20 protein-coding genes are annotated in these 20,632 nt (G+C 72.7%); 3 read left to right on the top strand and 17 right to left on the bottom strand.

The features are described from left to right. Positions 1–271: 271 nt before the first annotated feature. From ACN269_RS27205 to ACN269_RS27180, 6 genes are all read right to left on the bottom strand, one after another. Complete coding sequence (locus ACN269_RS27205; protein ID WP_421475089.1) at positions 272–955, bottom strand: regulatory protein RecX; 684 nt, start codon at positions 953–955, stop codon at positions 272–274. 14 nt (positions 956–969) lie between these two features. Then, positions 970–2,016: a recombinase RecA gene (gene recA, locus ACN269_RS27200; RefSeq protein ID WP_088990914.1), complete on the bottom strand. Its 1,047-nt coding sequence runs from the start codon at positions 2,014–2,016 to the stop codon at positions 970–972. A gap of 185 nt (positions 2,017–2,201) precedes the next feature. Beyond that, the gene (locus ACN269_RS27195) at positions 2,202–2,402 is read right to left on the bottom strand and encodes a DUF3046 domain-containing protein (RefSeq protein WP_421475088.1); all 201 of its coding nucleotides are present in this window, start codon (positions 2,400–2,402) and stop codon (positions 2,202–2,204) included. A gap of 4 nt (positions 2,403–2,406) precedes the next feature. Then, positions 2,407–3,774, bottom strand: a complete 1,368-nt coding sequence (locus ACN269_RS27190; protein WP_421475087.1) for an MFS transporter — start codon at positions 3,772–3,774, stop codon at positions 2,407–2,409. A gap of 100 nt (positions 3,775–3,874) precedes the next feature. Beyond that, positions 3,875–5,479 carry an FAD-dependent oxidoreductase gene (locus ACN269_RS27185; protein WP_421475086.1) on the bottom strand — a complete coding sequence of 535 codons (1,605 nt, stop codon included), beginning with the start codon at positions 5,477–5,479 and terminating at the stop codon, positions 3,875–3,877. Positions 5,480–5,589: 110 nt separating this feature from the next. After that, a complete protein-coding gene (locus tag ACN269_RS27180) occupies positions 5,590–6,279 on the bottom strand; it encodes a TetR/AcrR family transcriptional regulator (protein ID WP_421475085.1) in 690 nt (229 codons plus the stop codon). Between the two features lie 89 nt (positions 6,280–6,368). Here ACN269_RS27180 and ACN269_RS27175 point away from each other — a divergent pair, with 89 nt between their 5' ends. After that, a complete protein-coding gene (locus tag ACN269_RS27175) occupies positions 6,369–6,599 on the top strand; it encodes a hypothetical protein (RefSeq protein ID WP_421475084.1) in 231 nt (76 codons plus the stop codon). A gap of 26 nt (positions 6,600–6,625) precedes the next feature. On the opposite strand, the gene ACN269_RS27170 is transcribed toward ACN269_RS27175, so the two are convergent. Then, positions 6,626–7,321: a UdgX family uracil-DNA binding protein gene (locus tag ACN269_RS27170; protein ID WP_421475083.1), complete on the bottom strand. Its 696-nt coding sequence runs from the start codon at positions 7,319–7,321 to the stop codon at positions 6,626–6,628. 247 nt (positions 7,322–7,568) lie between these two features. Further along, positions 7,569–8,909, bottom strand: a complete 1,341-nt coding sequence (locus tag ACN269_RS27165; protein ID WP_421475082.1) for an aminotransferase class I/II-fold pyridoxal phosphate-dependent enzyme — start codon at positions 8,907–8,909, stop codon at positions 7,569–7,571. A 34-nt stretch (positions 8,910–8,943) separates the two neighbouring features. On the opposite strand from ACN269_RS27165, the gene ACN269_RS27160 reads away from it, so the two are divergent. Both ACN269_RS27160 and leuE read left to right on the top strand, forming a co-directional pair. Further along, the gene (locus ACN269_RS27160; RefSeq protein WP_421475081.1) at positions 8,944–10,188 is read left to right on the top strand and encodes a bifunctional pyridoxamine 5'-phosphate oxidase family protein/GNAT family N-acetyltransferase; all 1,245 of its coding nucleotides are present in this window, start codon (positions 8,944–8,946) and stop codon (positions 10,186–10,188) included. Next, on the top strand, positions 10,185–10,856 hold the full coding sequence (leuE, locus tag ACN269_RS27155) for a leucine efflux protein LeuE (protein ID WP_421476591.1): 672 nt from the start codon (positions 10,185–10,187) through the stop codon (positions 10,854–10,856). The genes ACN269_RS27160 and leuE overlap by 4 nt, the downstream gene beginning before the upstream one ends. A 47-nt stretch (positions 10,857–10,903) precedes the next feature. On the opposite strand, the gene ACN269_RS27150 is transcribed toward leuE, so the two are convergent. The 9 genes from ACN269_RS27150 to ACN269_RS27110 form a co-directional block, all read right to left on the bottom strand. Continuing rightward, on the bottom strand, positions 10,904–11,833 hold the full coding sequence (locus ACN269_RS27150; RefSeq protein ID WP_421475080.1) for a sporulation protein: 930 nt from the start codon (positions 11,831–11,833) through the stop codon (positions 10,904–10,906). Between the two features lie 78 nt (positions 11,834–11,911). Next, on the bottom strand, positions 11,912–12,976 hold the full coding sequence (locus ACN269_RS27145; protein WP_421475079.1) for a hemolysin family protein: 1,065 nt from the start codon (positions 12,974–12,976) through the stop codon (positions 11,912–11,914). Then, a complete protein-coding gene (locus ACN269_RS27140; RefSeq protein ID WP_421475078.1) occupies positions 12,973–14,340 on the bottom strand; it encodes a hemolysin family protein in 1,368 nt (455 codons plus the stop codon). Before ACN269_RS27140 ends, ACN269_RS27145 begins: the two co-directional genes overlap by 4 nt. Positions 14,341–14,501: 161 nt before the next feature. Then, complete coding sequence (mnhG, locus tag ACN269_RS27135; RefSeq protein ID WP_421475077.1) at positions 14,502–14,885, bottom strand: monovalent cation/H(+) antiporter subunit G; 384 nt, start codon at positions 14,883–14,885, stop codon at positions 14,502–14,504. Beyond that, positions 14,885–15,148 carry a monovalent cation/H+ antiporter complex subunit F gene (locus tag ACN269_RS27130; protein WP_421475076.1) on the bottom strand — a complete coding sequence of 88 codons (264 nt, stop codon included), beginning with the start codon at positions 15,146–15,148 and terminating at the stop codon, positions 14,885–14,887. Before ACN269_RS27130 ends, mnhG begins: the two co-directional genes overlap by 1 nt. Beyond that, positions 15,145–15,744, bottom strand: a complete 600-nt coding sequence (locus ACN269_RS27125) for a Na+/H+ antiporter subunit E (RefSeq protein WP_421475075.1) — start codon at positions 15,742–15,744, stop codon at positions 15,145–15,147. Before ACN269_RS27125 ends, ACN269_RS27130 begins: the two co-directional genes overlap by 4 nt. Next, positions 15,741–17,246, bottom strand: coding sequence for a Na+/H+ antiporter subunit D (locus tag ACN269_RS27120; RefSeq protein ID WP_421475074.1), 1,506 nt, complete (start codon positions 17,244–17,246; stop codon positions 15,741–15,743). The genes ACN269_RS27125 and ACN269_RS27120 overlap by 4 nt, the downstream gene beginning before the upstream one ends. After that, entirely contained in the window at positions 17,243–17,731 is a 489-nt protein-coding gene (locus ACN269_RS27115) for a Na(+)/H(+) antiporter subunit C (protein ID WP_421475073.1), read from the bottom strand. Before ACN269_RS27115 ends, ACN269_RS27120 begins: the two co-directional genes overlap by 4 nt. Next, the gene (locus tag ACN269_RS27110) at positions 17,728–20,559 is read right to left on the bottom strand and encodes a Na+/H+ antiporter subunit A (RefSeq protein ID WP_421475072.1); all 2,832 of its coding nucleotides are present in this window, start codon (positions 20,557–20,559) and stop codon (positions 17,728–17,730) included. The genes ACN269_RS27115 and ACN269_RS27110 overlap by 4 nt, the downstream gene beginning before the upstream one ends. Positions 20,560–20,632: the final 73 nt, after the last annotated feature.

The raw sequence follows: 20,632 nt of genomic DNA, 5'->3' as shown, positions 1-20,632 counted from the left end.
ATGGTCGGGCAATGTGAGCCTGTATGGCGAGGCTAGGTCTCCGAGGGCGGTCTGGTCAAGGACTCATGATCAAACCCCCCGAACGGAGAGAAGTTGCAGCGTCACGCAAAGCTGATGTCGTGTCGGACACGGGGGGACAAAGACGACGAGCCGACGTCTGCATTCGGTCGTCATGCCTGTTCAGCGACCGCACAGGTGCGGCCCACGGCTCTCCGATGTGACGCCTGCGACCCACGGGCGTCGTCGTGCACGTCCGACCGCGCGAGTCGCGTCAGCGACTGTCCCGCTCCAGCTCGCCCTCGGCGTCAGCCAGGGCGTCGGCGTCGATCTGCTCGGCGAACTCGGCCGCCTCGGCGCTCTGCGCGGCGAGCGCCTCCTTCACCGCCCGGATGGCCACGCCGGGCGGGTAACCCTTGCGGGCCAGCATGCCCACCAGCCGGCGGAAGACCGCGTCCGGCTCACCACGGGCGGTACGCAGTTTGCGCTCCACCAGGGCCCGGGCGGTCTCTGCCTCGGTCTCCTCGTCCAGCTCACCCAGCGCCTCGGTGGCCACCTCGCCGTCCACGCCCTTGCGGCGCAGCTCGTTGGCGAGCGCCCGGCGGGCGAGACCGCGCCCGGAGTGTCGACTCGACACCCAGGCCCGGGCGAAAGCGGCGTCGTCGATGATGCCGACCTCGTCGTACCGGTCGAGCACCTCGGCCGACACCTCCTCGGAGATGCCCCGCTTGGCCAGCGCCCCGGCCAGCTCGGCGCGGGTACGCGGCCGCACGGCGAGTTGGCGCAGACAGATCTCGCGAGCCAGCTCGGACTCGTCGCGCGGTGTGGACGACTGCTCGTCGTCCGGCGACTCGGCCCCACGCCCGCCGCGGCGGGGGCGCGGCGGATCGGCGGCGTCGCCCGTACGAGGCGGACTGGCATCCCAGCCCCGCCCCGTACGGGCGCGTCGTCCTGCCATCGGTCAGCGACCGATCAGAAGTCGACCGGCGGCAGCTCCGGGCCACCGGCGGCGTCGCCCGCGCCGACCCCGACGCCGAGCTTCTCCAGGATCTTCTTCTCGATCTCGGCGGCCACGTCCGGGTTCTCCTTCAGGAACTCCCGGGCCTTCTCCTTGCCCTGGCCGAGCTGGTCGCCGTCGTACGTGTACCACGCACCGGACTTGCGGATGATCGCCTGCTCCACGCCGACGTCGATCAGCGAGCCCTCACGCGAGATGCCCTTGCCGTACATGATGTCGAACTCGGCCTGCTTGAACGGCGCGGCCACCTTGTTCTTCACGACCTTGACCCGGGTGCGGTTACCGACCACGTCGGTGCCGTCCTTGAGGCTCTCGATGCGGCGCACGTCCAGCCGGACCGAGGCGTAGAACTTCAGCGCCCGACCACCGGTCGTGGTCTCCGGGCTGCCGAACATCACGCCGATCTTTTCCCGGAGCTGGTTGATGAAGATCGCCGTGGTGCCGGTGTTGCTGAGCACACCAGTGATCTTGCGCAGCGCCTGGCTCATCAGCCGGGCCTGGAGACCCACGTGGCTGTCGCCCATCTCGCCCTCGATCTCGGCGCGGGGCACCAGGGCCGCCACGGAGTCGATCACGATGATGTCCAGAGCGCCGGAGCGGATCAGCATGTCCGCGATCTCCAGCGCCTGCTCGCCGGTGTCCGGCTGGGAGACCAGCATCGCGTCGGTGTCGACGCCGAGAGCCTTCGCGTACTCCGGGTCAAGCGCGTGCTCGGCGTCGATGAAGGCGGCGATGCCGCCGTTGCGCTGGGCGTTCGCCACGGCGTGCAGGGCCACCGTGGTCTTACCGCTGGACTCGGGGCCGTAGACCTCGATCACCCGACCGCGCGGGAGACCGCCCACACCGAGCGCCACGTCGAGCGCGATCGAGCCGGTCGGGATCACGGCGGTCTGGACGACCGGCCGCTCTCCCAGCCGCATCACCGAGCCCTTGCCGAACTGCTTGTCGATCTGAGCGAGAGCAAGGTCGAGTGCCTTCTCCCGGTCAGGCCCTGCTGCCATGGTTGCCACCCCTGCCTTCGCCGGCGTCTTTGCTGAGCTTCGCGTCACGCGGGACACGCTAGGCGCTAGGTCCGACAGAAAACCAGCCGACGGGCCGTGAGCTGTGGACGAGCACCCCGCTGTGGACAATAGCCGAACAGGTGTACGACTCGACAAGCGACACGCGGAACCGGCGAAAACGCTGCTCAGCGTAGTCGCGCGGGTACTCGGTCGGGATACGCGGCGCAGACCGCCCGCCACACCACGCTCGTCCGCTCCCCCGCCGACAACGCCTGCTCGATGGTCCGGCCGCCAAGCTGGGACAGCACCTGATCCCGGGCGATGCTGGCCGCATAGCCCGGCCCGAACGCCTCCTCCAACCGCGCCCAGAAGTCGGTCAGCCGCACGTGATCAATCCTCCTCACCCGGCGCCCCGGTCGGCACCGGGCGCAACGCTAGCGCCACCAGGGGCACGGTCGCGACCGCCGCGAGCAGGGTGAGCACCGGATAACCGGCCACCTGCATGACAAACCCGCTGAGCACCGCGGCACTCGCGCCCGCCAGCCCCATGATCATGTCGGAGAACCCCTGGACGCTCGGTCGCACACCGGCCGACACCGACTCGGAGAGCAGCGTCGAGCCGGCCACCATCGTCCCCGACCAACCCAGCCCGAGCAGGACGAGGCCGACCGAGAGCCGGGGCGTGTGGTGCCCGGCGGTACCGGCCACCGCGCAGGCGGCCAGCAGCAGCCCGACCCCGCCCAGGATCACGGCCCGCCGACCGAGCCGGTCGGTGAGCCAGCCGACGACCGGGGAGAACGCGTACATGCCGGCGATGTGCAGACTCAGCACGATCCCGACCAGCCGCAGCACGTCGGCGTCGGCGTGCGACTCACCGAGCCGCACCGGGGTCATCGCCATCACCGCCACCATCACCAGGTGACCCACCGCCACCGCGGCGATGCCGAGCCGGGCGGCGGGCTGTGCGCGTACCACCGACCAGGCCGCCCGCATCCCGGCGCCGCGCGGCGCGCGGGCACCGACCGGCGCGGCGGCCGGCCCGACGCCACCGCCCGCCGGCACGGCGGCGACCGGCCCGTGACCGTCGGGCACGGATGCGGCGTCGGCCGCCGCGAGTCGCCGCGCGGTGAGCAGTGGGTCGGGCCGCAACAGGCCGAGGAGTACGACGGCAGCCAGCACGAACGCCGCCGCGCTGAACGCGAACGGGCCGGCCAGGGCGGGCAGCCCCCAGCCGGTGGTCACCCGGTCGGCCAGGGCGGCGAAGTTCGGCGCGGCCACCGCGCCGATGGTGGTGGCCCAGACGATCAGCGAGAGCTGGCGACCTCGACGGGCCGGCTCGGCGAGGTCCACGGCGGTGTAGCGGGCTTGGAGGTTGGCGGCGGTGCCGCCACCGAACAGCAGCATGCCGAGAAGGAGCAGCGGCACCGAGCGGGCGGCCGCCGCCAACACCACGAGGACGCCACCGACGGCGCCCACCGCGTACGCCAGCACCAGGCCGGGTCGGCGACCGTGCCGGGCCATGATCCGGGTGACCGGGACGGCGAGCAGCGCCGCACCGACCACCCCGGCACTCTGCGCGACGCCGGCCAGCGCGGTGCCGGCGACCCGGGCGGCGAGCAGCGCGCCGACGGAGATGCCGATGGTCACGCCGATGCCGCCGATGATCTGGGTGCTGAAGAGCAGCCGCATGGTGCGCCGCTGGATCGGCGCGACGTCGAGTCGGGCGGCGGTACGCGGCTCGGTCAGGTCGGTGGCCATCGGCGCTCCTCAAGGACGGGGACGCCCCCATCCTCGCGCACCCACTCCGGCCCCGACGCCCCGCGCCCGCCGACCGGCAGGATCGGCGGGCGCGTGGACGTCAGCCGGTCATCACCCGCTGGTGCAGGGACGACACCGCCGCGCGGGCCGCCACGAACGCGCCGTGCTGCCAGGCCACCTCGTGACTGAGCCAGTCCCCGGCGAAGTAGACCCGCCCGGCCGGCTGGAGCAGCAGGTCGTATCCGGCGGTGCCGTACCGGGGCGAGGTCCACGCGCCCTCGATGTAGCGGGTCCGGTCCCAGGCGTGCGAGTACGAGGTGACCAGCTCGCTGCGGTACTTGTCGCCGTGGATCTTCACGCCCTGGCTGACCGCCCGCTCCCGGCGCAGCTCGGGGGTGAGCCCGCTGTACGCCCGAGCGTTCGCCCCGGTGTTGTAGTAGCCGACGACCAGGCCCCGCTTGCCGTGGAAGCCGTAGGACGGGTACCAGATGTGCGACAGGTCCAGGTCGGTCTCGGTGATGCCGCCGTAGATCCGCTGGTCGGTCTCCCACCAGCGGCTGCGGTACTCCAGGCCGATCTTGCCGGCGGCGGTGACGGGGAAGTCGGCCAGCGCGGCGGTCACGTCGACGCCGAGGTTGTGCGGCACCCGGGCCATCAGGTGCGGTGGCAGCGCGGCCACGCAGTAGTCGGCGGTGATCTGCGACAGCCGGCCGCCCTGGCGATAGGTCACCTCGACCCGGCTGCCCCGGTCCGTCACTCCGGTCACCTCGGCGTTGAGGCGGATCCGGTGCCCGCCGACGGCCTTGGCGAGGGCGCGCGGGATCTGGTCCATCCCGCCGACCGGTTGGAACATCAGCATCGCCTGGTCGTAGCCGAACTCGAAGGAGAAGTACCGGCCCACGTTGCTGGCGAAGACGTCGGCGAGCGCCGGTGGCGCACCGAGCACGCTGCCGACGTCGTTGCCCGCGCCGGGGTACGCGGCGAAGCCGCGGCGACTGGTCCCGGTGTACGCCCAGTCGCTGGCCCGTCCGCCGATCGCGCCGAAGCTCTGCAGGAACGACAGCAGCCGCTCCCGGTCCTCGGCGCTGAGCCGCGCGTCCAGCGCACCCTGGTCGGTGGCCTTCGCGAGCAGTTCGGAGACGTAGCCGTAGACGTCGGCCTTGGCGGTGCGGTAGCGGACCGGTTCGGTCATCCCGGCGGACTCGTTGTAGATCCAGGCGTCGGCGTTCTGGTTGGTGAAGACCTCGACGGGTACGCCCAGCTCCCGGCAGTAGTCCATGGTGACCATCCACTGCGCGATCCGCCCCGGGCCGGCGTTGAAGTAGACGCCGTCGGAGAAGCCGGCCCGTTGGGTGTGCCCGTCGAGGTCGGTCTCGACGTCGCCGCCACGGATGGTCAGGTTCCGCCCGCCGACACGGTGCCGCGCCTCCAGGACCGTGCAGTGGTAACCCGCCTTGCCCAGCTCGTACGCGGTGGTGAGCCCCGCGATGCCACCGCCCAGCACGACGACGCTGGCACCCGGCCGCCCGGACAGCGTGAAGTCGGACGGTTCCGGCGCCCGGAAGGCCGGGGTCGTCGACGCGGCGGCACTGGGCGCGAGACCCATGGCGCCCATCGTGGCGAGCATCGCGCCCGCCCCGCCGCTGACCCCGACCGCGCGCAGGAATCCACGCCGGCTCACCGTCGACTGCGTCTGATCGCTCATGAACGCCTCCCCTACAAGATCGACTCATCTGAGTCTGTGGAGGGCCTGTTACAGCGTTCACGCAACGCCGTTTCCGGTAGGTATCAGGCGTCCGGGCCGGGTCGGGACACTCAGGACGGTGGGCGTCGCGCCACCGAACGGAGCACGCCGTCCAGACCCTCGTCGAACAGCAGGTCGTCGCCCCACCGGGAGTCGTCGAGGTGGCCGGAGGCGTTGAGGGTCGGGTAGTCCTCGGCGTGCGCGGTGACCCGGTCGCGGGCGGCGGCCCGCGCCTCCGGGTCGGCGCTGCTGCGCCACGTGGCTTCGGTGAGCGAGGCACCGATGACGTAGTTGGCAAGTGTTCGCGTGGCCACCGCGAGGTGGCGGCCACGGCAGCCGCCGCGCACCAGCGCCGCCTGGAGGAACTCGGTGCGGGCCAGCACGTTGGGGCCGAGCATCGGACGCCCGACCAGGCCCGGCGCCCAGGGATGCCGGAGCATGGCGGAGCGCCAGCCGCGGACGAGGACGCGGATGTCCTCCGGCCAGTCGTCGGTCGCGTCGGGAATCGGCACGTCGCCGAAGATCTGGTCCATCGCCAGGTCCAGCACGTCGTCCTTGGTCCGCACGTGCCAGTACAGCGCGGTCGCCGTCACGGTGAGGCGTTGGGCGAGGCTGCGCATCGTGAGGCCGTCGACGCCGTGCTCGTCGAGCAGGTCGACGGCCGCGGCCACGATCCGGTCGATCGTCAGTGGTGGCCGGCGCGGTGCCCGGGAGGGCGCCGGGCGTAGCCACACCGACGAGGGAGGGCGGCGCTCTGTCATGCGGTCACCCTAATACGGGTGGACAGGAAATTTAACATCGGTAAGCTGCCTGAACACGCGTACATCCGCCCTCGCACGGAGGTCCCCCCATGCCTCTTCTGCGCGTCCACGTCGACAGCGACCGGAGCACCGCTCGGCGCGTCCTGCAGCTGCACCAGGAAGGCAGGAGCCATCACGAGTCGCGGGAGGCGGCCCGGGAACAGGCGTGGCGGCAGGGCCGCACCCCGGCCGGGGAGCCGGTCTTCGTGGGCGTCACTAACGGCCGCCGCAACGTCCAACTGCTCTACGACGTCGAGGTCTACTCCGACACCGCCGGCTGACGCCCCGCTCGACGCGAGCCGGGCGGTTATCCGGCGAGGGCGCGGGCGGCGACGGTGAGGTCGGCGACCAGCCCCGCGTACGCGGCGTCCTGGTCGTCCGCGCGCAGCACCGCGGACGGGTGGATGGTCGCCAGCAGCCGGGTCGACGGGGCGTCGGTCACCGTGCCGGCGCTGTCCACCGGGACCCGCTGGAACTCCTCGGGATGCTGGGCCGACGCGGGCCAGGGCAGCAGTTCACCGCGCTGCCTCGTCACCCGGAAGGACGGGCCGAGCAGCGCCTTGGCGGCGGTGGCGCCGAGCACCACGACGACCGCCGGGTCGAGCCGGGCGAACTCGGCGATCAGCCAGGGACGGCAGGCGGCGATGTGGATCCGGTCCGGCGTCTGGTGGATGCGCCGCTTGCCGCGCACCTCAAAACGAAAGTGCTTCACCGCGTTCGTGAGGTACAGCGCGGCCGGGTCGAGGCCGGCGTCGTCGACGGCCCGGCGCAGCAGCCGACCGGCCGGACCGACGAAGGGCAGACCCTTCTGGTCCTCCATGTCGCCGGGCTGCTCGCCCACCAGCACCACGCGGGCGCTCTCGTCACCCCGCCCGAAGACGGTCTGCGTGGCGTCCCGGTACAGCTCGCAGCCACGACAGCCGCCCGAGGCCGCACGCAACTCGTCGATGGTGTCGGCATCGGGAGGGATGAACCGTTGGGCACCGGGGGCGTCGTCGGTCATGCCGACTGTTATATACCCGTTCGGTACGTGGTGCCGGGTACGGTCCCGACGAGGATCGGGCCGACTGCCTCAGTAGCCGCCACCCCCGCCGCCACCACCGCACGACGCGAGCGCGATCAGCACGATGATGATCACGATGACCGCGACCGCGACCCCGATCCAGAGCCCTCGATTGCCGCCTGAAGCCATGTCAGCCACCTCCACCGGCGCGCATACCCGTCACGCACCCGGCAAACCTCTCGACCGGTCAGGTGGCGAACCCGGACGGTGGACCGGGGTGGGCCGCGCGCGCCAGGGCGGCGGCCAGGGGCGTCAGGTCCTCGACGGCCAGCGAACTGACGGTGACGCGCACGGCGGGCGGGGCGGCGATCCGGTAGAGGGCGCCGGGCGCCACCACCCAACCCGCATCGCGTAACGCGGTCACCGCGCTGGTCTCGTCCGGCACCGGCAGCCAGACGTTGATGCCGCTGTGTCCATGGGCGGGCAGGCCGTGCTCGGCGAGCGCGGCCACCAGCCCTTCGCGCCGCAGCTCGTAGCTCTGCGCCGCCCGGCCCACGAGGTCGTCGACCGCCGGATCCCGCCACAGGGCCAGCACCAGCCGTTGCAGCACGGTGGACACCCAGCCGGCGCCGACCCGTGTCCGGCCGGTCACCCGGGCCACGGTCGTCTCGTCGCCGGCCAGCACCGCCAGTCGCAGGTCCGGGCCGAAGGGCTTGCTCACCGACCGCACGAAGGCCCAGGTCGCGGTCGCGCCGGCCAGCGGGTGCAGGGGTACGCGGGCCAGCTCGGCGGCGTGGTCGTCCTCGACGAGAAGCAGGTCCCGCCGCCCCGCGAGCAGCGCGCGCAGCTCCTCGGCGCGGGTGGCGGAGACGGCCGCGCCGGTCGGGTTCTGGGCGCGGCTGGTGACCACCAGCGCCCGCGCCCCGGCGGTCAGCGCGGCCGCCACCCCGGCCGGAAGCGGCCCCTCGTCGTCCAGCGGTACGCCGATCGGTCGCAGCCCGAGGGCGGCGACCAGGTCGAGCAGGTTGGCCCAGCCGGGGTCCTCCACCGCGACCGCGTCGCCGGGGCGCAGGTGGGCGCCGAGGAGGCGTTCGATGCCGTCCAGCGCGCCACCCGTGAGGGTGAGGTCGTCAGCGGGTACGCCGTCGGCGCGCAGCCGGGCGCGGGCCAGCTCGGCCAGTTCCGGGAGCACTCCGGCCTGCGAGTAGCCGATCGGCGGGCCGGCGTCGGCGGCGAGCGCGGCCAGGTGCGGGCCGATCGGGGGCAGCAGCCGGGGGTCGGGTTCGCCCCGGGACAGGTCACGGGCGCCGGACAGGGGCGCGGGGCGCAGCGCGGAGCGACGGGCGGCCACCGGCGGGCGGGGGCGGACGCGGGTGCCGTGCCGGCCGGCGGTGACGAGCACGCCCCGCTGGCGCAGCTCCTGGTAGGCGCGGGCGACGGTCGCCGGGCTGACGGCGAGTTCGGCGGCGAGGGCCCGTACCGGCGGCAGGGCCGCGCCGGGTGGCAGCGTGCCGGTACGGATGCCCGACTCGATGCTGGCCGAAATCGTGGCGGCCGTCGTCCCGGTGAACTGATAGCGTGCTGACACAAATACAGGATTGTACTAGAACAAAGGGGCGCGCATGTATCCACCCACCGCCCGGACCACCGCCACCCGCTCCCGCGAGCGGATGAGCTACGACCGCGAGGCGGCACACGCCATCCTCGACGAGGCGTACCACTGCGCGCTCGGCTTCACCGTGGACGGCGAGCCCCGCGTACTGCCCACCCTGCACGTCCGCGTCGGCGACACCCTCTACCTGCACGGCTCCACCGGCAGTCGCCCGCTGCTCGCCGCCCGGGGCGAAGGGCTGGCCGTCTGCGTCGCGGTCACCCTGCTCGACGGGCTGGTCTACGCCCGCTCCCAGTTCCACCACAGCGCCAACTACCGCTCGGTGGTCGCGCACGGCACCGCCCGACTGGTCACCGACGCCGCGGAGAAGAGCGCGATGCTCACCGCGCTCGTCGACAAGGTGGGCGCGGGCCGCAGCACGGACAGCCGCCCGCCGAACCGGCGCGAACTGGCCGAGACCGCCGTGCTGGCGCTACCCCTGCACGAGGTGTCCGTCCGGTCGCGCACCGGCGGCGTCCGCGAGGACCAGGCCGACCTGCACCTACCGCACTGGGCCGGCGTCCTGCCACTGCGACTGACCGCCGGGCTGCCGGAGTCCGCCGCCGGGATCACCGCGCCGCTGCCGCCGTACCTGCGGACGATCCGTACGCCCTGGCACGACCCGGTGCCGCTGAACGGCGAGCACGTCCGGCTGGAACCGCTGGACCTGACACACGCCGACGACCTGCACGCCGCCACCGCCGACGACGACGTCTGGCGGCACCTGACCGTCCCGCGCCCCACCGAGCCGGCCGGGACCGCCGCGGTGATCGCCGCCGCGCTCGACGCGCAGCAGCGCGGCGAGCGGGTGCCCTGGGTGCAGCGCTGCGCGGCGACCGGGACGGTGGTCGGCAGCACCTCGTACTACGAGATCGACCCGGAACGGCGGTCGGTGGCGATCGGACACACCTTCCTCGGCCGTCCGTGGTGGCGTACCGGAATCAACACCGAGGCCAAGCTGCTGCTGCTCGGCCGGGCCTTCGACGAGCTGGGCGCGGTACGGGTGGCCTGGCACACCGACATCCGCAACGTGCGGTCCCAGGCGGCCATCGAACGGCTCGGCGCGACCCGGGAGGGGGTGCTGCGGATGCACCGCCAGCGTCCGGACGGCTCGTGGCGGGACACGGTGCAGTACGCGATGACCGTCGACGAGTGGCCGAACGCACAGGCCACGCTGCGGAAAAGGCTTCGCCGGACGGCACCGGCGGCCGGATGATGGCGGGCGTGCTGGGGATCACCGACATCTGGACGTACGTGCTGGGCACCGTGGCCATCATCCTGCTGCCCGGGCCGAACTCGCTCTTCGTGCTCTCCACCGCCGCCAAACGGGGCGTGGGGGCCGGCTACCGGGCGGCGGGCGGGGTGTTCGTCGGCGACGGGGTGCTGATGGTCCTCTCCGCCGCCGGGGTGGCGTCGCTGCTCAAGGCGTACCCACCGTTGTTCCTGGTGATCAAGTACGCCGGTGCCGCGTACCTCGGCTATGTCGGGCTGACCATGCTGCGCGGCGCCTGGCGGCGCTGGCGCGACCGCAACGACCCGACCACGCCGCGGCTCATCGACGCCGCCGAGCCGGCGCAGCTGCGCAGCCCCTTCCGCAAGGCGCTGGTGATCAGCCTGCTGAACCCGAAGGCGATCCTCTTCTTCATCTCGTTCTTCATCCAGTTCGTCGACCCCGAGTACGCCTGGCCGGCGCTGTCGTTCCTGCTGCTCGGCCTGATCGCCCAGGTCACCAGCGCGCTCTACCTGACCGCGCTGATCTTCGCGGGCACGTTCCTGGCGGCCCAGTTCCGTCGCCGCCGTCGCCTGGCGGTAGGCGGCACCACGGCAGTGGCAACGCTCTTCCTGGCCTTCAGCGTCAAACTAGCCACCGCCACCGCCGGCTGACCCACCCCGACCCCGCCGCGGGCGCGCGAGGGCGAGGATCGGGGGCTTCAGGTGCCGTCGCCGCCGCCGGAGCCGCCGCCCACGCCGGCTCCTCCTGCTGTGCCGCCGAGGCCGTAGCCGGGTTTGATCGGGGCGTCGGGGTGGCGGCTCACGTGGGCGGAATGGCCGATCTGGGCGGACCAGTCGGCGTGGGCGGCGGCCGCCGCGTGGCGGTTGATGGCGTGGCGCAGCCAGCCGTCCACGGTGGCGACCCAGTCCCGCTGTCCGGCGTCGGCGTGCCAGATGCGGAACCGGCTGATGCTCTGGTGGGTGATGCCGGCCAGGGCCAGCCGCCGGTCCATCCAGGTGATTACCTCGATGCCCACCGAGTTCGTTACGAAGATCAGCTCCAGCTCGGTGATCGGCCCGGCGTAGAGCGGCCCCACCCAGTAGCCCCACCGCTGGTGCAGCGGTAGAGCGTGCTCCACCCCGGGCAGGCCGCCCTCCACCAGCCCGGCCTGGCGGATCGAGAAGCCCAGCGTGTCCAACGCCGCCAGCACGTGCTGCTGGGTGGGGACCGGGTGCACGAAGACCGGCACCATGGCGCCCTGGTCCAGGTCCGGGTCGACGGACACCTCGGTCCGCAGACCCATCCGCAGACTGAGCAACGGCACCCCGCCGAAGGTGGTCACCGGGGTCTCCCAGGGCAGCGGCAACGCGAAGTCCACCGCCCGGCGGCGCCCCGCCGGGACCACGAACCGCCCGGCGATCGGCAGCTGGAAGAACTGCATGAGGCGTCGGGGGGCCGCCGGGTCGTCCGGCTCGACCGTCGTGACCAGGCCGAGCCGGATGTGGCGTACGAGCACGTCGTCCGGACCGGCGGCGAGGGTCACCCGACCGGGCAGGCGCAGGCCCGGACGGGTGCTCGGGTTTCCCAGCGTGGTCTGCACGGACAGCCCGGTCCAGCCGGACTCCCGAGACACCCCCGTCAACCGCATCGCGCCCCCCGCCAGGTCACCTCAACTCTCGCCGACCTGGCGGGGGGTCACCCGGAACTTGCGGAAAGTGCGGTCTGCCTAGCGCAGCCGCCGGCCGCGCGGCACCGTGTCGGTCTCGTCGTCGAACTCGCCGATGACCTCCTCCAACAGGTCCTCCAGCGCGACGAAGCCGATCGGGCGGGCCGGGCCACCACCGTTGCGCACCAGCGCGAGCTGCGACTGCCGGGCGCGCATCGCGGCCACCGCCTCGGTGACCGAGGACGTCGCCGGCAGGGTGAACGCCGGTGTCATCAGCTCCCCGGCCGTCGCGGCCCGGCCGGTGGTGACCACCCGTACCGCCTCCCGGACGTGCACCAGACCACAGACGTCGCCGCCGGAGTCCAGCACCGCCAGCCGCGACCGGCCGCTGTCCCGGCTGACCTGCTCGATCCGCTCGGCCGGGTCGTCGCGCCGGACGGTGACCATGGTGGCGAACGGCTCCATCACCTGCGCCACCGACGTGCCCTGCAACTCCAGCATGCTGGTGAGCAGTTGGTGCTGCTCCGCGCCGAGCAGCCCGTGCTCGCGGGACTGCTCCAGCAGGATCCGCAGCTCGTCCGGGCCGTGCACCTGGGCCAACTGGTCCTGCTGGTGGACGCCGACCAGGCGCAGGATCGAGTTGGCCAGCGCGTTCAACGCGGACAGCACCGGCCGGGACACCCGGGCGAAGGCCCGGAACGGCAGCGCGAGCAGCGTCGCCGAGCGTTCGGCGTCGGTGATCGCCCACGACTTCGGGGCCATCTCCCCCACCACCAGGTGCAGGAAGGTCACCAATCCGAGGGCGAAGACCAGGGCGATGACGTGACTGGCCGCGTCGGGCAGCCCGACCGCGTGCAGTAGCGGGCTGACCAGGTGCTCGATCGCCGGCTCGGCCAGCGCACCGAGGCCCAGGGTGCACAGGGTGATGCCGAGCTGCGCCCCGGCCAGCATCAGCGACAGCTCGCGGACGCCGTCCAGCGCGGCCCGGGCCGCCCGGCCACCACTGGCCGCCGCCTGCTCCAGCCGGTACCGCTTGCTGGCCACCAGCGCGAACTCGGCGGCCACGAAGAACCCGTTCAGCCCCAGCAGGACGCCGGAGCTGATCAACGCGATGCCGGGGCTCATGCGGACACCTCGCGTCGCTCGCCACGGTCGGTGAGTTGCAGCCGTACCGAGTCGGCGACGTGCCGGTCCACGGCCAGCACCTCGACCAGCGCGCGGGGCTCCGCCTCGTCCTCGTCGGCCTCGACGCCCTCGGGCAGCAGACTGATCTCCAGCCGGTCGCCGACCTCCGGCACCCGGCCCAGCTCCCGCATGACCAGCCCGGAGAGCGTGTCGTACTCGGGCGCCTCAGGCAGCGCGATGCCGGTGCTGTCGGCGACCTCGTCGATCCGCCAGCGGGCCGGCACCACCCAGGAACCGTCGTCCTGGCGGGCGGGCGCCCGCTCCGGCGGGTCGTCCTCGTCCCGGATCGGACCGACCAGCTCCTCGGCAATGTCCTCCAGCGTGATCACACCGGCGAAGCCGCCGTACTCGTCGACCACGCAGGCCATCTGCCGGTGCCCGGAGCGCAGCCGGTCCAGCACCGTGGGCAGGGGCAGGGTCTCCGGTACGAGCAGCGGCGGCCCCGCCACCGCGCTGACCGGGGTGGTGGCCCGCTCGGCGGGCGGTACGCCCAACACGTCGGCGATGCCCACGATGCCGAGGAGGTCGTCGACGCCCTCGGCGCCGCGCACCGGGAAGCGCGAGTGGCCGGTGTCCAGCAGCTCGACCACCCGGCTCACCGGCTCGTGCCCCCGGACGGTGTGCACGTCGACCCGGGGCACCATGGCCTCACCCGCGGTCAGCTCACGGAAGTCGAGCCCTCGGTCGAGCAGCGTGGACATCTCGGCGTCCAGGCTGCCCTCCTCGCGTGACTCGGCGATGATCTGTTCCAGGTCGGCGGGGGTAGCGCCGCTGGGCAGCTCCTCGATCGGTTCGATGCCCACCCGGCGCAGCAGCCGGATGGACGCCCGGTCGAAGAGCCGGATCACCGGACCGGCGATGGCCAGGTAGACGAGCGTGGACCGGCTCAGCGCCCGGGCCAGCGGTTCGGCCCGGGCGATGGCGAGGTTCTTGGGCGCCAGCTCGCCGAGGACCATCTGCACGACGGTGGCGATGATCAGGGCCAGCGCCACCGACAGCGGCAGGCTCACGGACTCGCTGACGCCGGCGACGCCGAGCAGGTCGGCGAGGCCGCCACCGAGGTACGGCTCGGCGACGTAACCGACCAACAGCGCGGTGACGGTGATGCCGAGTTGCGCGCCGGAGAGCATGAAGGAGAGCCGGCTGGTGACGGCGAGGGCCCGGGCGGCGGCCTGGTCGCCGTCGTCGGCGAGCTGGCGCAGCTTGCCCCGGTCCACGGCGACGTAGCCGAACTCCTGCGCCACGAAGTAACCGGTGGCGGCGGTGAGCACGATGATGAGAAGAAGACCGACGACGATCAACACGGGACGCTCAGGGCTCCCGGGGCCGTCGGGACGGGGATATGCCGGGCACGACCCGGCTGGCTACTGCTGCCCTCCTGGGCAGAGGAGTCGATCATGCCGTCATTTTATCGACGTTGCCTGGGACTCCGCTGAGGGTGGGCCGAAGGAGTCGTTCGTCCTGTTCAGCCCGGCCGGGACCGGCCGTCGCCGCGCCCACCGGTCGACTCTGCCCCGGCCAGTTCGTCGGCGTCGAGCAGGCCCCGATCGAGCCGGCCGGACCGGTACGCGGCGCGGCCGATCATCTGCGCGGCGACCGGGGCGGTGGCCAACTGGAAGACCCCGACCAGCAGGATCATGCCCAGGTCCGCCAAGGACCGCAGCCGCAGCGCGATCCCGAGCAGCAGCAGGAGTACGCCGAGCACCTGGGGCTTGGTGGCCGCGTGCATCCGGGACAGGGCGTCCGGGAAACGCAGCACACCGATGCCGGCGCAGAGCGCGAGCAGCGCTCCGGCGACCAGGCAGGCGGCGCCGAGCCAGTCGGCGATCGTCGCGAGTACGCCCGACATCAGGAGCGTTCCCGGACGGCGAAGCGGACCAGCGAGACCGAGCCGACGAAGCCGAGCAGGGAGAGCACCACCAGCACGGGCAGCGTGGTGGCGTGCCGGTTGACCGCCGCCTCCGCGCCCACCGCGCCGACCATGGTGGCGAGCAGCATGTCCGCCGCGATCACCCGGTCCAGCAGCGCGGGTCCCCGGTAGAGCCGGATCAGCACGAGCAGCGCGGTCACCGACAGCAGGACGGTGAGGACGACGGCCAGGAGCGTGATCATTGAGCAGTTCCCTTCTCGGCGGGACCGTTTTCCACGCGGCGCAGTTCGTCGGCGCTGCCCACCGCCCGGATGATGCGTCGTTCGACGTCGAGGGCGCGGTCCCGGGCGAGCGCCAGGTCCGCCGGGCCGTGGGTGTCCAGCACGTGCAGGTAGAGCACCCCCGGCTCGCGGTCCACCTTGAGGATCAGTGTGCCGGGCACCAGCGAGACCACCTCGGCGGTGAGCGCCAGGTTCAGATCCGTACGCACCCGCAACGGGACGGCGATGATCGCGCCGCGCGGTCGGTAGCCGGGTTGCACGGCGATCCGGGCGATGTGCAGGCTCGCGGTGACGAGTTCGACGACGAACCGACCGGCGAACGCCAGCAGCGCCACCGGTCTCAGCCGCCCGCCGAAGCTGACCGACGGCAGGGGGAAGAACATCAGGACCGCGCCGCCCACCAGCAGGCCGCCGACGATGTTCGCCAGATTGATCTCACCCCAGAGCAGGTTCCAGACCAACACCAGCCAGCCCAACGCCAGGGCCTGGTCCCGCCACCGCCCCGGCCCGCCTTTCGTGGCGGCGTCCGTCGGGGGCGCGCCGCGCGGGCCCGTCACGGCACGCCGCCGGGCAGGACAGCGCGCACGTACGGCGTACGCGAGAGCAGGTCGGTGGCCGCGTCGGCGGTGACGTCGAACAGCGGGCCGGCCAGCACGGTCAGCGACACTCCCAGGGCGACCAGGGCGACGGTGGCGCCGACCGTCAGGGCGGGCAGCCGGACGATGGGTTCGTTGGTGTCGATCTTCGGCGCCCGCCAGAACGCGATGTTCCACACCCGGGAGGCCACGTACAGGGTGAGCAGGCTGGTGAGCGTCCCGGCCGCCACCAGCGTCGCGGGCAGCGCCCCGCCGGCCGCCACCCCGGCCTGGAGCAGACCGAGCTTGCCGAGGAACCCGGAGAACGGGGGCACCCCGGCGAGGTTCATCGCCGGGACGAAGAAGAGGACGCCGAGCAGGGGCGCGACCCGGGCGAGCCCGCCGAGACGGCGCAGGTCGGTGCTGCCGGCGCGCTCCTCGACCAGCCCGGCGACCAGGAACAGGGTCGTCTGGATGGTGATGTGGTGCACCACGTAGAAGATCGCCCCGGCGAGCCCGGCGGCGGTGCTCAACGCCACCCCGAAGATCATGTAGCCGATGTGGCTGACCAGGGTGAACGAGAACAGCCGCTTCATGTCCGACTGCGCCACCGCGCCGAGGATGCCGACCACCATCGTCAGGCCGGCGACGACCATGAGCAGCTCGTCGACCTCACCACCCGGGAAGAGCAGCGTCTCGGTACGGATGATCGCGTACACGCCCACCTTGGTGAGCAGCCCCGCGAACACGGCGGTCACCGGAGCCGGAGCGGTGGGGTAGCTGTCCGGCAGCCAGGCCGAGAGCGGAAAGACCGCGGCCTTGATCGCGAACGCGAGCAGCAGCATCAGTTGCAGGGTCACGCGGACGTTGTCCGGCAGGTCGTCGAGACGTTGGGCCAGCTGCGCCAGGTTGAGCGTGCCGGTGGCCGCGTACACCAGCCCCACCCCGGCCAGGAAGATCATCGAGGAGAGGACGCTGACCACCACGTACGTCGATCCGGTACGGATGCGCGCCTCGGTGCCACCCAGCGTGATCAGCACGAAGCTGGCCGCCAGCAGGATCTCGAAGCCGACGAACAGGTTGAACAGGTCACCCGCCAGGAACGCGTTGGTGACGCCCGCGGTGAGCACCAGGTAGGTCGGGTGGAAGATGACCACCGGCGCGCTCTCGCTGGTCTCGCTGCGGCCCTGGCCGATCGAGTACACCAGCACGCACAGGGTCACCGCGGAGGACACCACCAGCATCAGCGCCGCCAACTGGTCGGCCACCAGCACGATGCCGACCGGTGGCGGCCACCCGCCGACCGCGAGCACCACTGGCCCGTGCCGGTACGCCTGCACGAGTAGCACCACCGCCACGGTGAACGTCACCGCCAGGCAGAGCACGCTGACCGTACGCTGCACCCGGGGTCGGTCGGCCAGCAGCAGGGTCAGCGCCGCGCCGAGCAGCGGCACCACCACCGGCAGCGGCAGGAGCCGGCTCACGACGCACCGTCCCGTCGACCGCGTCGGAGTCGGCGGCGGGCCGGCTCCGGGTCGACCTGCTCCGGATCGCCGTTCGGGCCCTCCCCGCCACGGTCGACCGCGCCCACCTCGTAGTGCTCCGCACGGCGGATGATCTGGCGGTCCTCCAGGTCGTCGGGCACCTCGTCGTCACCGGTGAGATACCAGCTCCGGTACGCCACGGCGAGCAGGAACGCGGTGAACCCGAACGTGATCACGATGGCGGTCAGCACCATCGCCTGCGCCAGCGGATCACTCATCCGGTCCAGCGGGCCGGTGCCCACGACCGGAGCGCCACCCGACCGGCCGCCCAGCAGGATCAGCAGGTTGACGCCGTTGCCCAACAGGATCACGCCGAGCAGGATCCGGGTGAGGCTGCGCTCCAGCAGCAGGACCACCCCGCACCCGACCAGCGCCGCGACGGCGAGCACCAGCACCAGCGTCGGCCCGGGGTTGCCCGCCGTCATTGCCGGCCGCCCTTGTCGACGGCCAGACCGCCGCCCGGCGTCCCGGTGGCCTCGATGTGCCGGTCCACCTCGGCGCCGAGGCTGCGCAGGATGTCCAGCAGCAGCCCGATCACGATCAGGTACACGCCGATGTCGAAGAAGAGCGACGTGACCAGGTGGACGTCGCCGACCAGCGGTAGCGACACGTCGAGCTTCGCGCTCTCCAGCACCGACCCACCGGCCAGCAGCGCCACCGTGCCCGTACCCACCGCCAGGGCCAGCCCCGCGCCGAGGATCAGGCCGGCGCCCACCGGGGCGGCGTCGGTCAACTCGTACCTGCCGCCGGCCAGGTAGCGGACGACCAGCGCGAGCCCGGCCACCAGCCCGCCCGCGAATCCGCCGCCCGGCGCGTTGTGCCCGGAGAAGAGCAGGAACAGCGAGAACAGCACCACCGTGTGGAAGATCAGTCGGATGACCACCTCCAGGACGATCGACCGCTGCTCCTCGTAGAGGGTCGGGCCGCCCCGCAACCAGACCGGACGGTCGGACCCGAGCGTCCCGGCGGACTCCGGCCGGCGCGGCCTGGGCCCGGTACGGGACCGTTCGAAGATCAGGCTGGCCACTCCGGTCGCGGCCACCACCAGCACGGACACCTCCCCCATGGTGTCCCAGGCGCGGATGTCGACGAGGGTCACGTTGACCACGTTGCGGCCGTACCCCTCACTCACGGCGAGGGCCGGGAAGACGGTGGAGATGTCCGGCGCGCGGCGGGCGCCGGCCGCGACGAGCGCGAGCCCACCCGCCACCACGCCCATCGCCACGCCGATCGCCCGACGCGTCCACCGGCTCCGGCGCAGCGGCCGGGCCGAGAACCGCTCCGGCAGGCGGCGCAGCACCAGCACGAAGACCGCGATGGTCGCGGTCTCCACCAGGAACTGGGTGAGCGCCAGATCCGGCGCGCCGTGCAGGATGAACAGCATGGCGGTGCCGTAGCCGGTGACGCCGACCAGCAGCATCGCGGTCAACCGTCGGCGAGCGCCGACCGCGAGCAGCGCGGCCACCGCGATGACCACCACGACCACCGGTTGCAGCGGGTTGTCCCAGAGCGGGAGCCGGGCCCGCCACGGCGCGGCGGCGAGCATCGCCCCACCGGGCAGCAGCACGAGGGTGACGAGGATGACGCCGAGGTACTGCGGCAGGGAGCCACGCTGTGTCGCGCCGGTGACCCCGATGGCGAACCGGTCGAACCGGCCCACGACCCACTCGTACCCCTGATTGCCGCCCACCGGCGACCGGAGCCGGGCCAGCGCGGGGGCGAGCGGCCCGCGCAGCGCGAAGAGCAGGACGCCGCCGGCCAGCGCCAGCACGGACAGACCGAGCGCCGCTGTCGGTCCGGGCCAGAGCGTCAGGTGCGCGTCGAGGCCGCCCAGCAACTCGGCGTACGGACTCAGCAGGCCGTCCAGCACACCGGCCGCGGGACCGGCCGCCAGCCCGACGACGGCGAGCGCTGCCGGTGGGAGCAGCATCGACGCGGCGATCGGCGCGGGTGGGACCGGTTCGACGCCCGGCCGGTCGGCGAACGCGCCCCAGAGGAAGCGGGCGCTGTACGCGACGGTGAGCACGGTTCCGGCGACGAACCCGGCGAGGACCACCGGGTCGTCGGTGAACGCCGCGAACACCGCCTCCTTGGCGACGAACCCGACGAGCGGCGGTACGCCCGCCATCGACGCCGCCGCCAGCACCGCGACCCCGAACAACGGCCGGGACCAGCGGCGCAGCCCGGACAACTCGCGCAGGTCCCGGGTCCCCGCGCCGTGGTCGATGACGCCGACGACCAGGAACAGCGACGCCTTGAACAGGGCGTGCGCCAGCAGCATCGCCACGCCGGCCAGCGCGGCGTCTGGGGTGCCCGCGCCGGTCACCGCGACCAGCAGGCCCAACTGGCTGACCGTCCCGTACGCGAGCAGCAGCTTGAGGTCGTGCTGTCGCAGGGCCGCCCACCCGGCGACGAGCATGGTCGCCACCCCGGCGACCTGTACCACCGGTCGCCACGGGCCGACCGTGGCGAGCACCGGCGCGAGCAGCCCGACCAGGTAGACGCCGGCCTTGACCATGGCGGCCGCGTGCAGGTACGCGCTGACCGGGGTGGGCGCCGCCATCGCGACCGGCAGCCAGGAGCTGAACGGGAGCACCGCCGACTTGGACAGCGCCCCGGCCAGGATCAGCAGCACCGCCGTGACGAGGTAGCCGCCGCCGGGCAGCGGGTGGGTGACGATCTCGGACCAGCGGTAACTGCCAGCGTGCTCGCCCAGCAGGATGAACCCGACCAGCATGGCGAGCCCGCCCAGCGTGGTGACGGTCAGCGCCTGCGCCGCCGCCCAGCGGCTGGACCGACGTTCGGTGCTGTGCCCGATCAGCAGGTACGAGAAAATCGTGGTCAACTCCCAGCCGACGTAGAGCAGCAGCAGGTCGTCGGCGAACACCAGGACGAGCATCGCGCCGGCGAAGGCGACCAGGACGGCGGCGAACTGGGCCATCCCGGGCGAGCCGGCGTCGAAGTACCGGGCGCTGTAGACCAGCACCAGCGCGCCGACGCCGCCGACCAGCAGGGTCATGAGCCAGGACAGCGTCGTGAGGCGCAGCGCGATGTCGAGGCCCAACTGCCCGATCCACGGGTACGTCTCGACCACCGCGCCGCCATGCCCGACGGCCGGGGTACGGGCCAGCGCCCAGCCGAACGCGGCGGCCGGCGCGAGCGCCAGCGGATAGCACGCGCGCGGACCCCACCAACGGACGAGAAGCGGCGCGACGAGGGCCGCCACGAGGTGGAGGATGAGCAGTACCAGCACTCGCGCTCCCGATCGAGGTGGCCGACACCCGCACAGCGGTGGTGTCTTCAGCGATCAGACGCCAGATCCCCGA

The organism is Micromonospora sp. WMMD736 (assembly GCF_049179015.1).
Taxonomy (GTDB): Bacteria; Actinomycetota; Actinomycetes; order Mycobacteriales; family Micromonosporaceae; genus Micromonospora.
This window is presented reverse-complemented; position numbering and strand designations above follow the sequence as displayed.

Coding starts and splice junctions, on each gene's coding strand:
- leuE (WP_421476591.1), top strand. CDS start 10,185: ATGATGGCGGGCGTGCTGGGGATCACCGACATCTGGACGTACGTGCTG.
- recA (WP_088990914.1), bottom strand. CDS start 2,016: ATGGCAGCAGGGCCTGACCGGGAGAAGGCACTCGACCTTGCTCTCGCT.
- ACN269_RS27190 (WP_421475087.1), bottom strand. CDS start 3,774: ATGGCCACCGACCTGACCGAGCCGCGTACCGCCGCCCGACTCGACGTC.
- ACN269_RS27170 (WP_421475083.1), bottom strand. CDS start 7,321: ATGACCGACGACGCCCCCGGTGCCCAACGGTTCATCCCTCCCGATGCC.
- ACN269_RS27130 (WP_421475076.1), bottom strand. CDS start 15,148: ATGATCACGCTCCTGGCCGTCGTCCTCACCGTCCTGCTGTCGGTGACC.
- ACN269_RS27160 (WP_421475081.1), top strand. CDS start 8,944: ATGTATCCACCCACCGCCCGGACCACCGCCACCCGCTCCCGCGAGCGG.
- mnhG (WP_421475077.1), bottom strand. CDS start 14,885: ATGTCGGGCGTACTCGCGACGATCGCCGACTGGCTCGGCGCCGCCTGC.
- ACN269_RS27205 (WP_421475089.1), bottom strand. CDS start 955: ATGGCAGGACGACGCGCCCGTACGGGGCGGGGCTGGGATGCCAGTCCG.
- ACN269_RS27185 (WP_421475086.1), bottom strand. CDS start 5,479: ATGAGCGATCAGACGCAGTCGACGGTGAGCCGGCGTGGATTCCTGCGC.
- ACN269_RS27175 (WP_421475084.1), top strand. CDS start 6,369: ATGCCTCTTCTGCGCGTCCACGTCGACAGCGACCGGAGCACCGCTCGG.
- ACN269_RS27115 (WP_421475073.1), bottom strand. CDS start 17,731: ATGACGGCGGGCAACCCCGGGCCGACGCTGGTGCTGGTGCTCGCCGTC.
- ACN269_RS27180 (WP_421475085.1), bottom strand. CDS start 6,279: ATGACAGAGCGCCGCCCTCCCTCGTCGGTGTGGCTACGCCCGGCGCCC.
- ACN269_RS27145 (WP_421475079.1), bottom strand. CDS start 12,976: ATGAGCCCCGGCATCGCGTTGATCAGCTCCGGCGTCCTGCTGGGGCTG.
- ACN269_RS27150 (WP_421475080.1), bottom strand. CDS start 11,833: ATGCGGTTGACGGGGGTGTCTCGGGAGTCCGGCTGGACCGGGCTGTCC.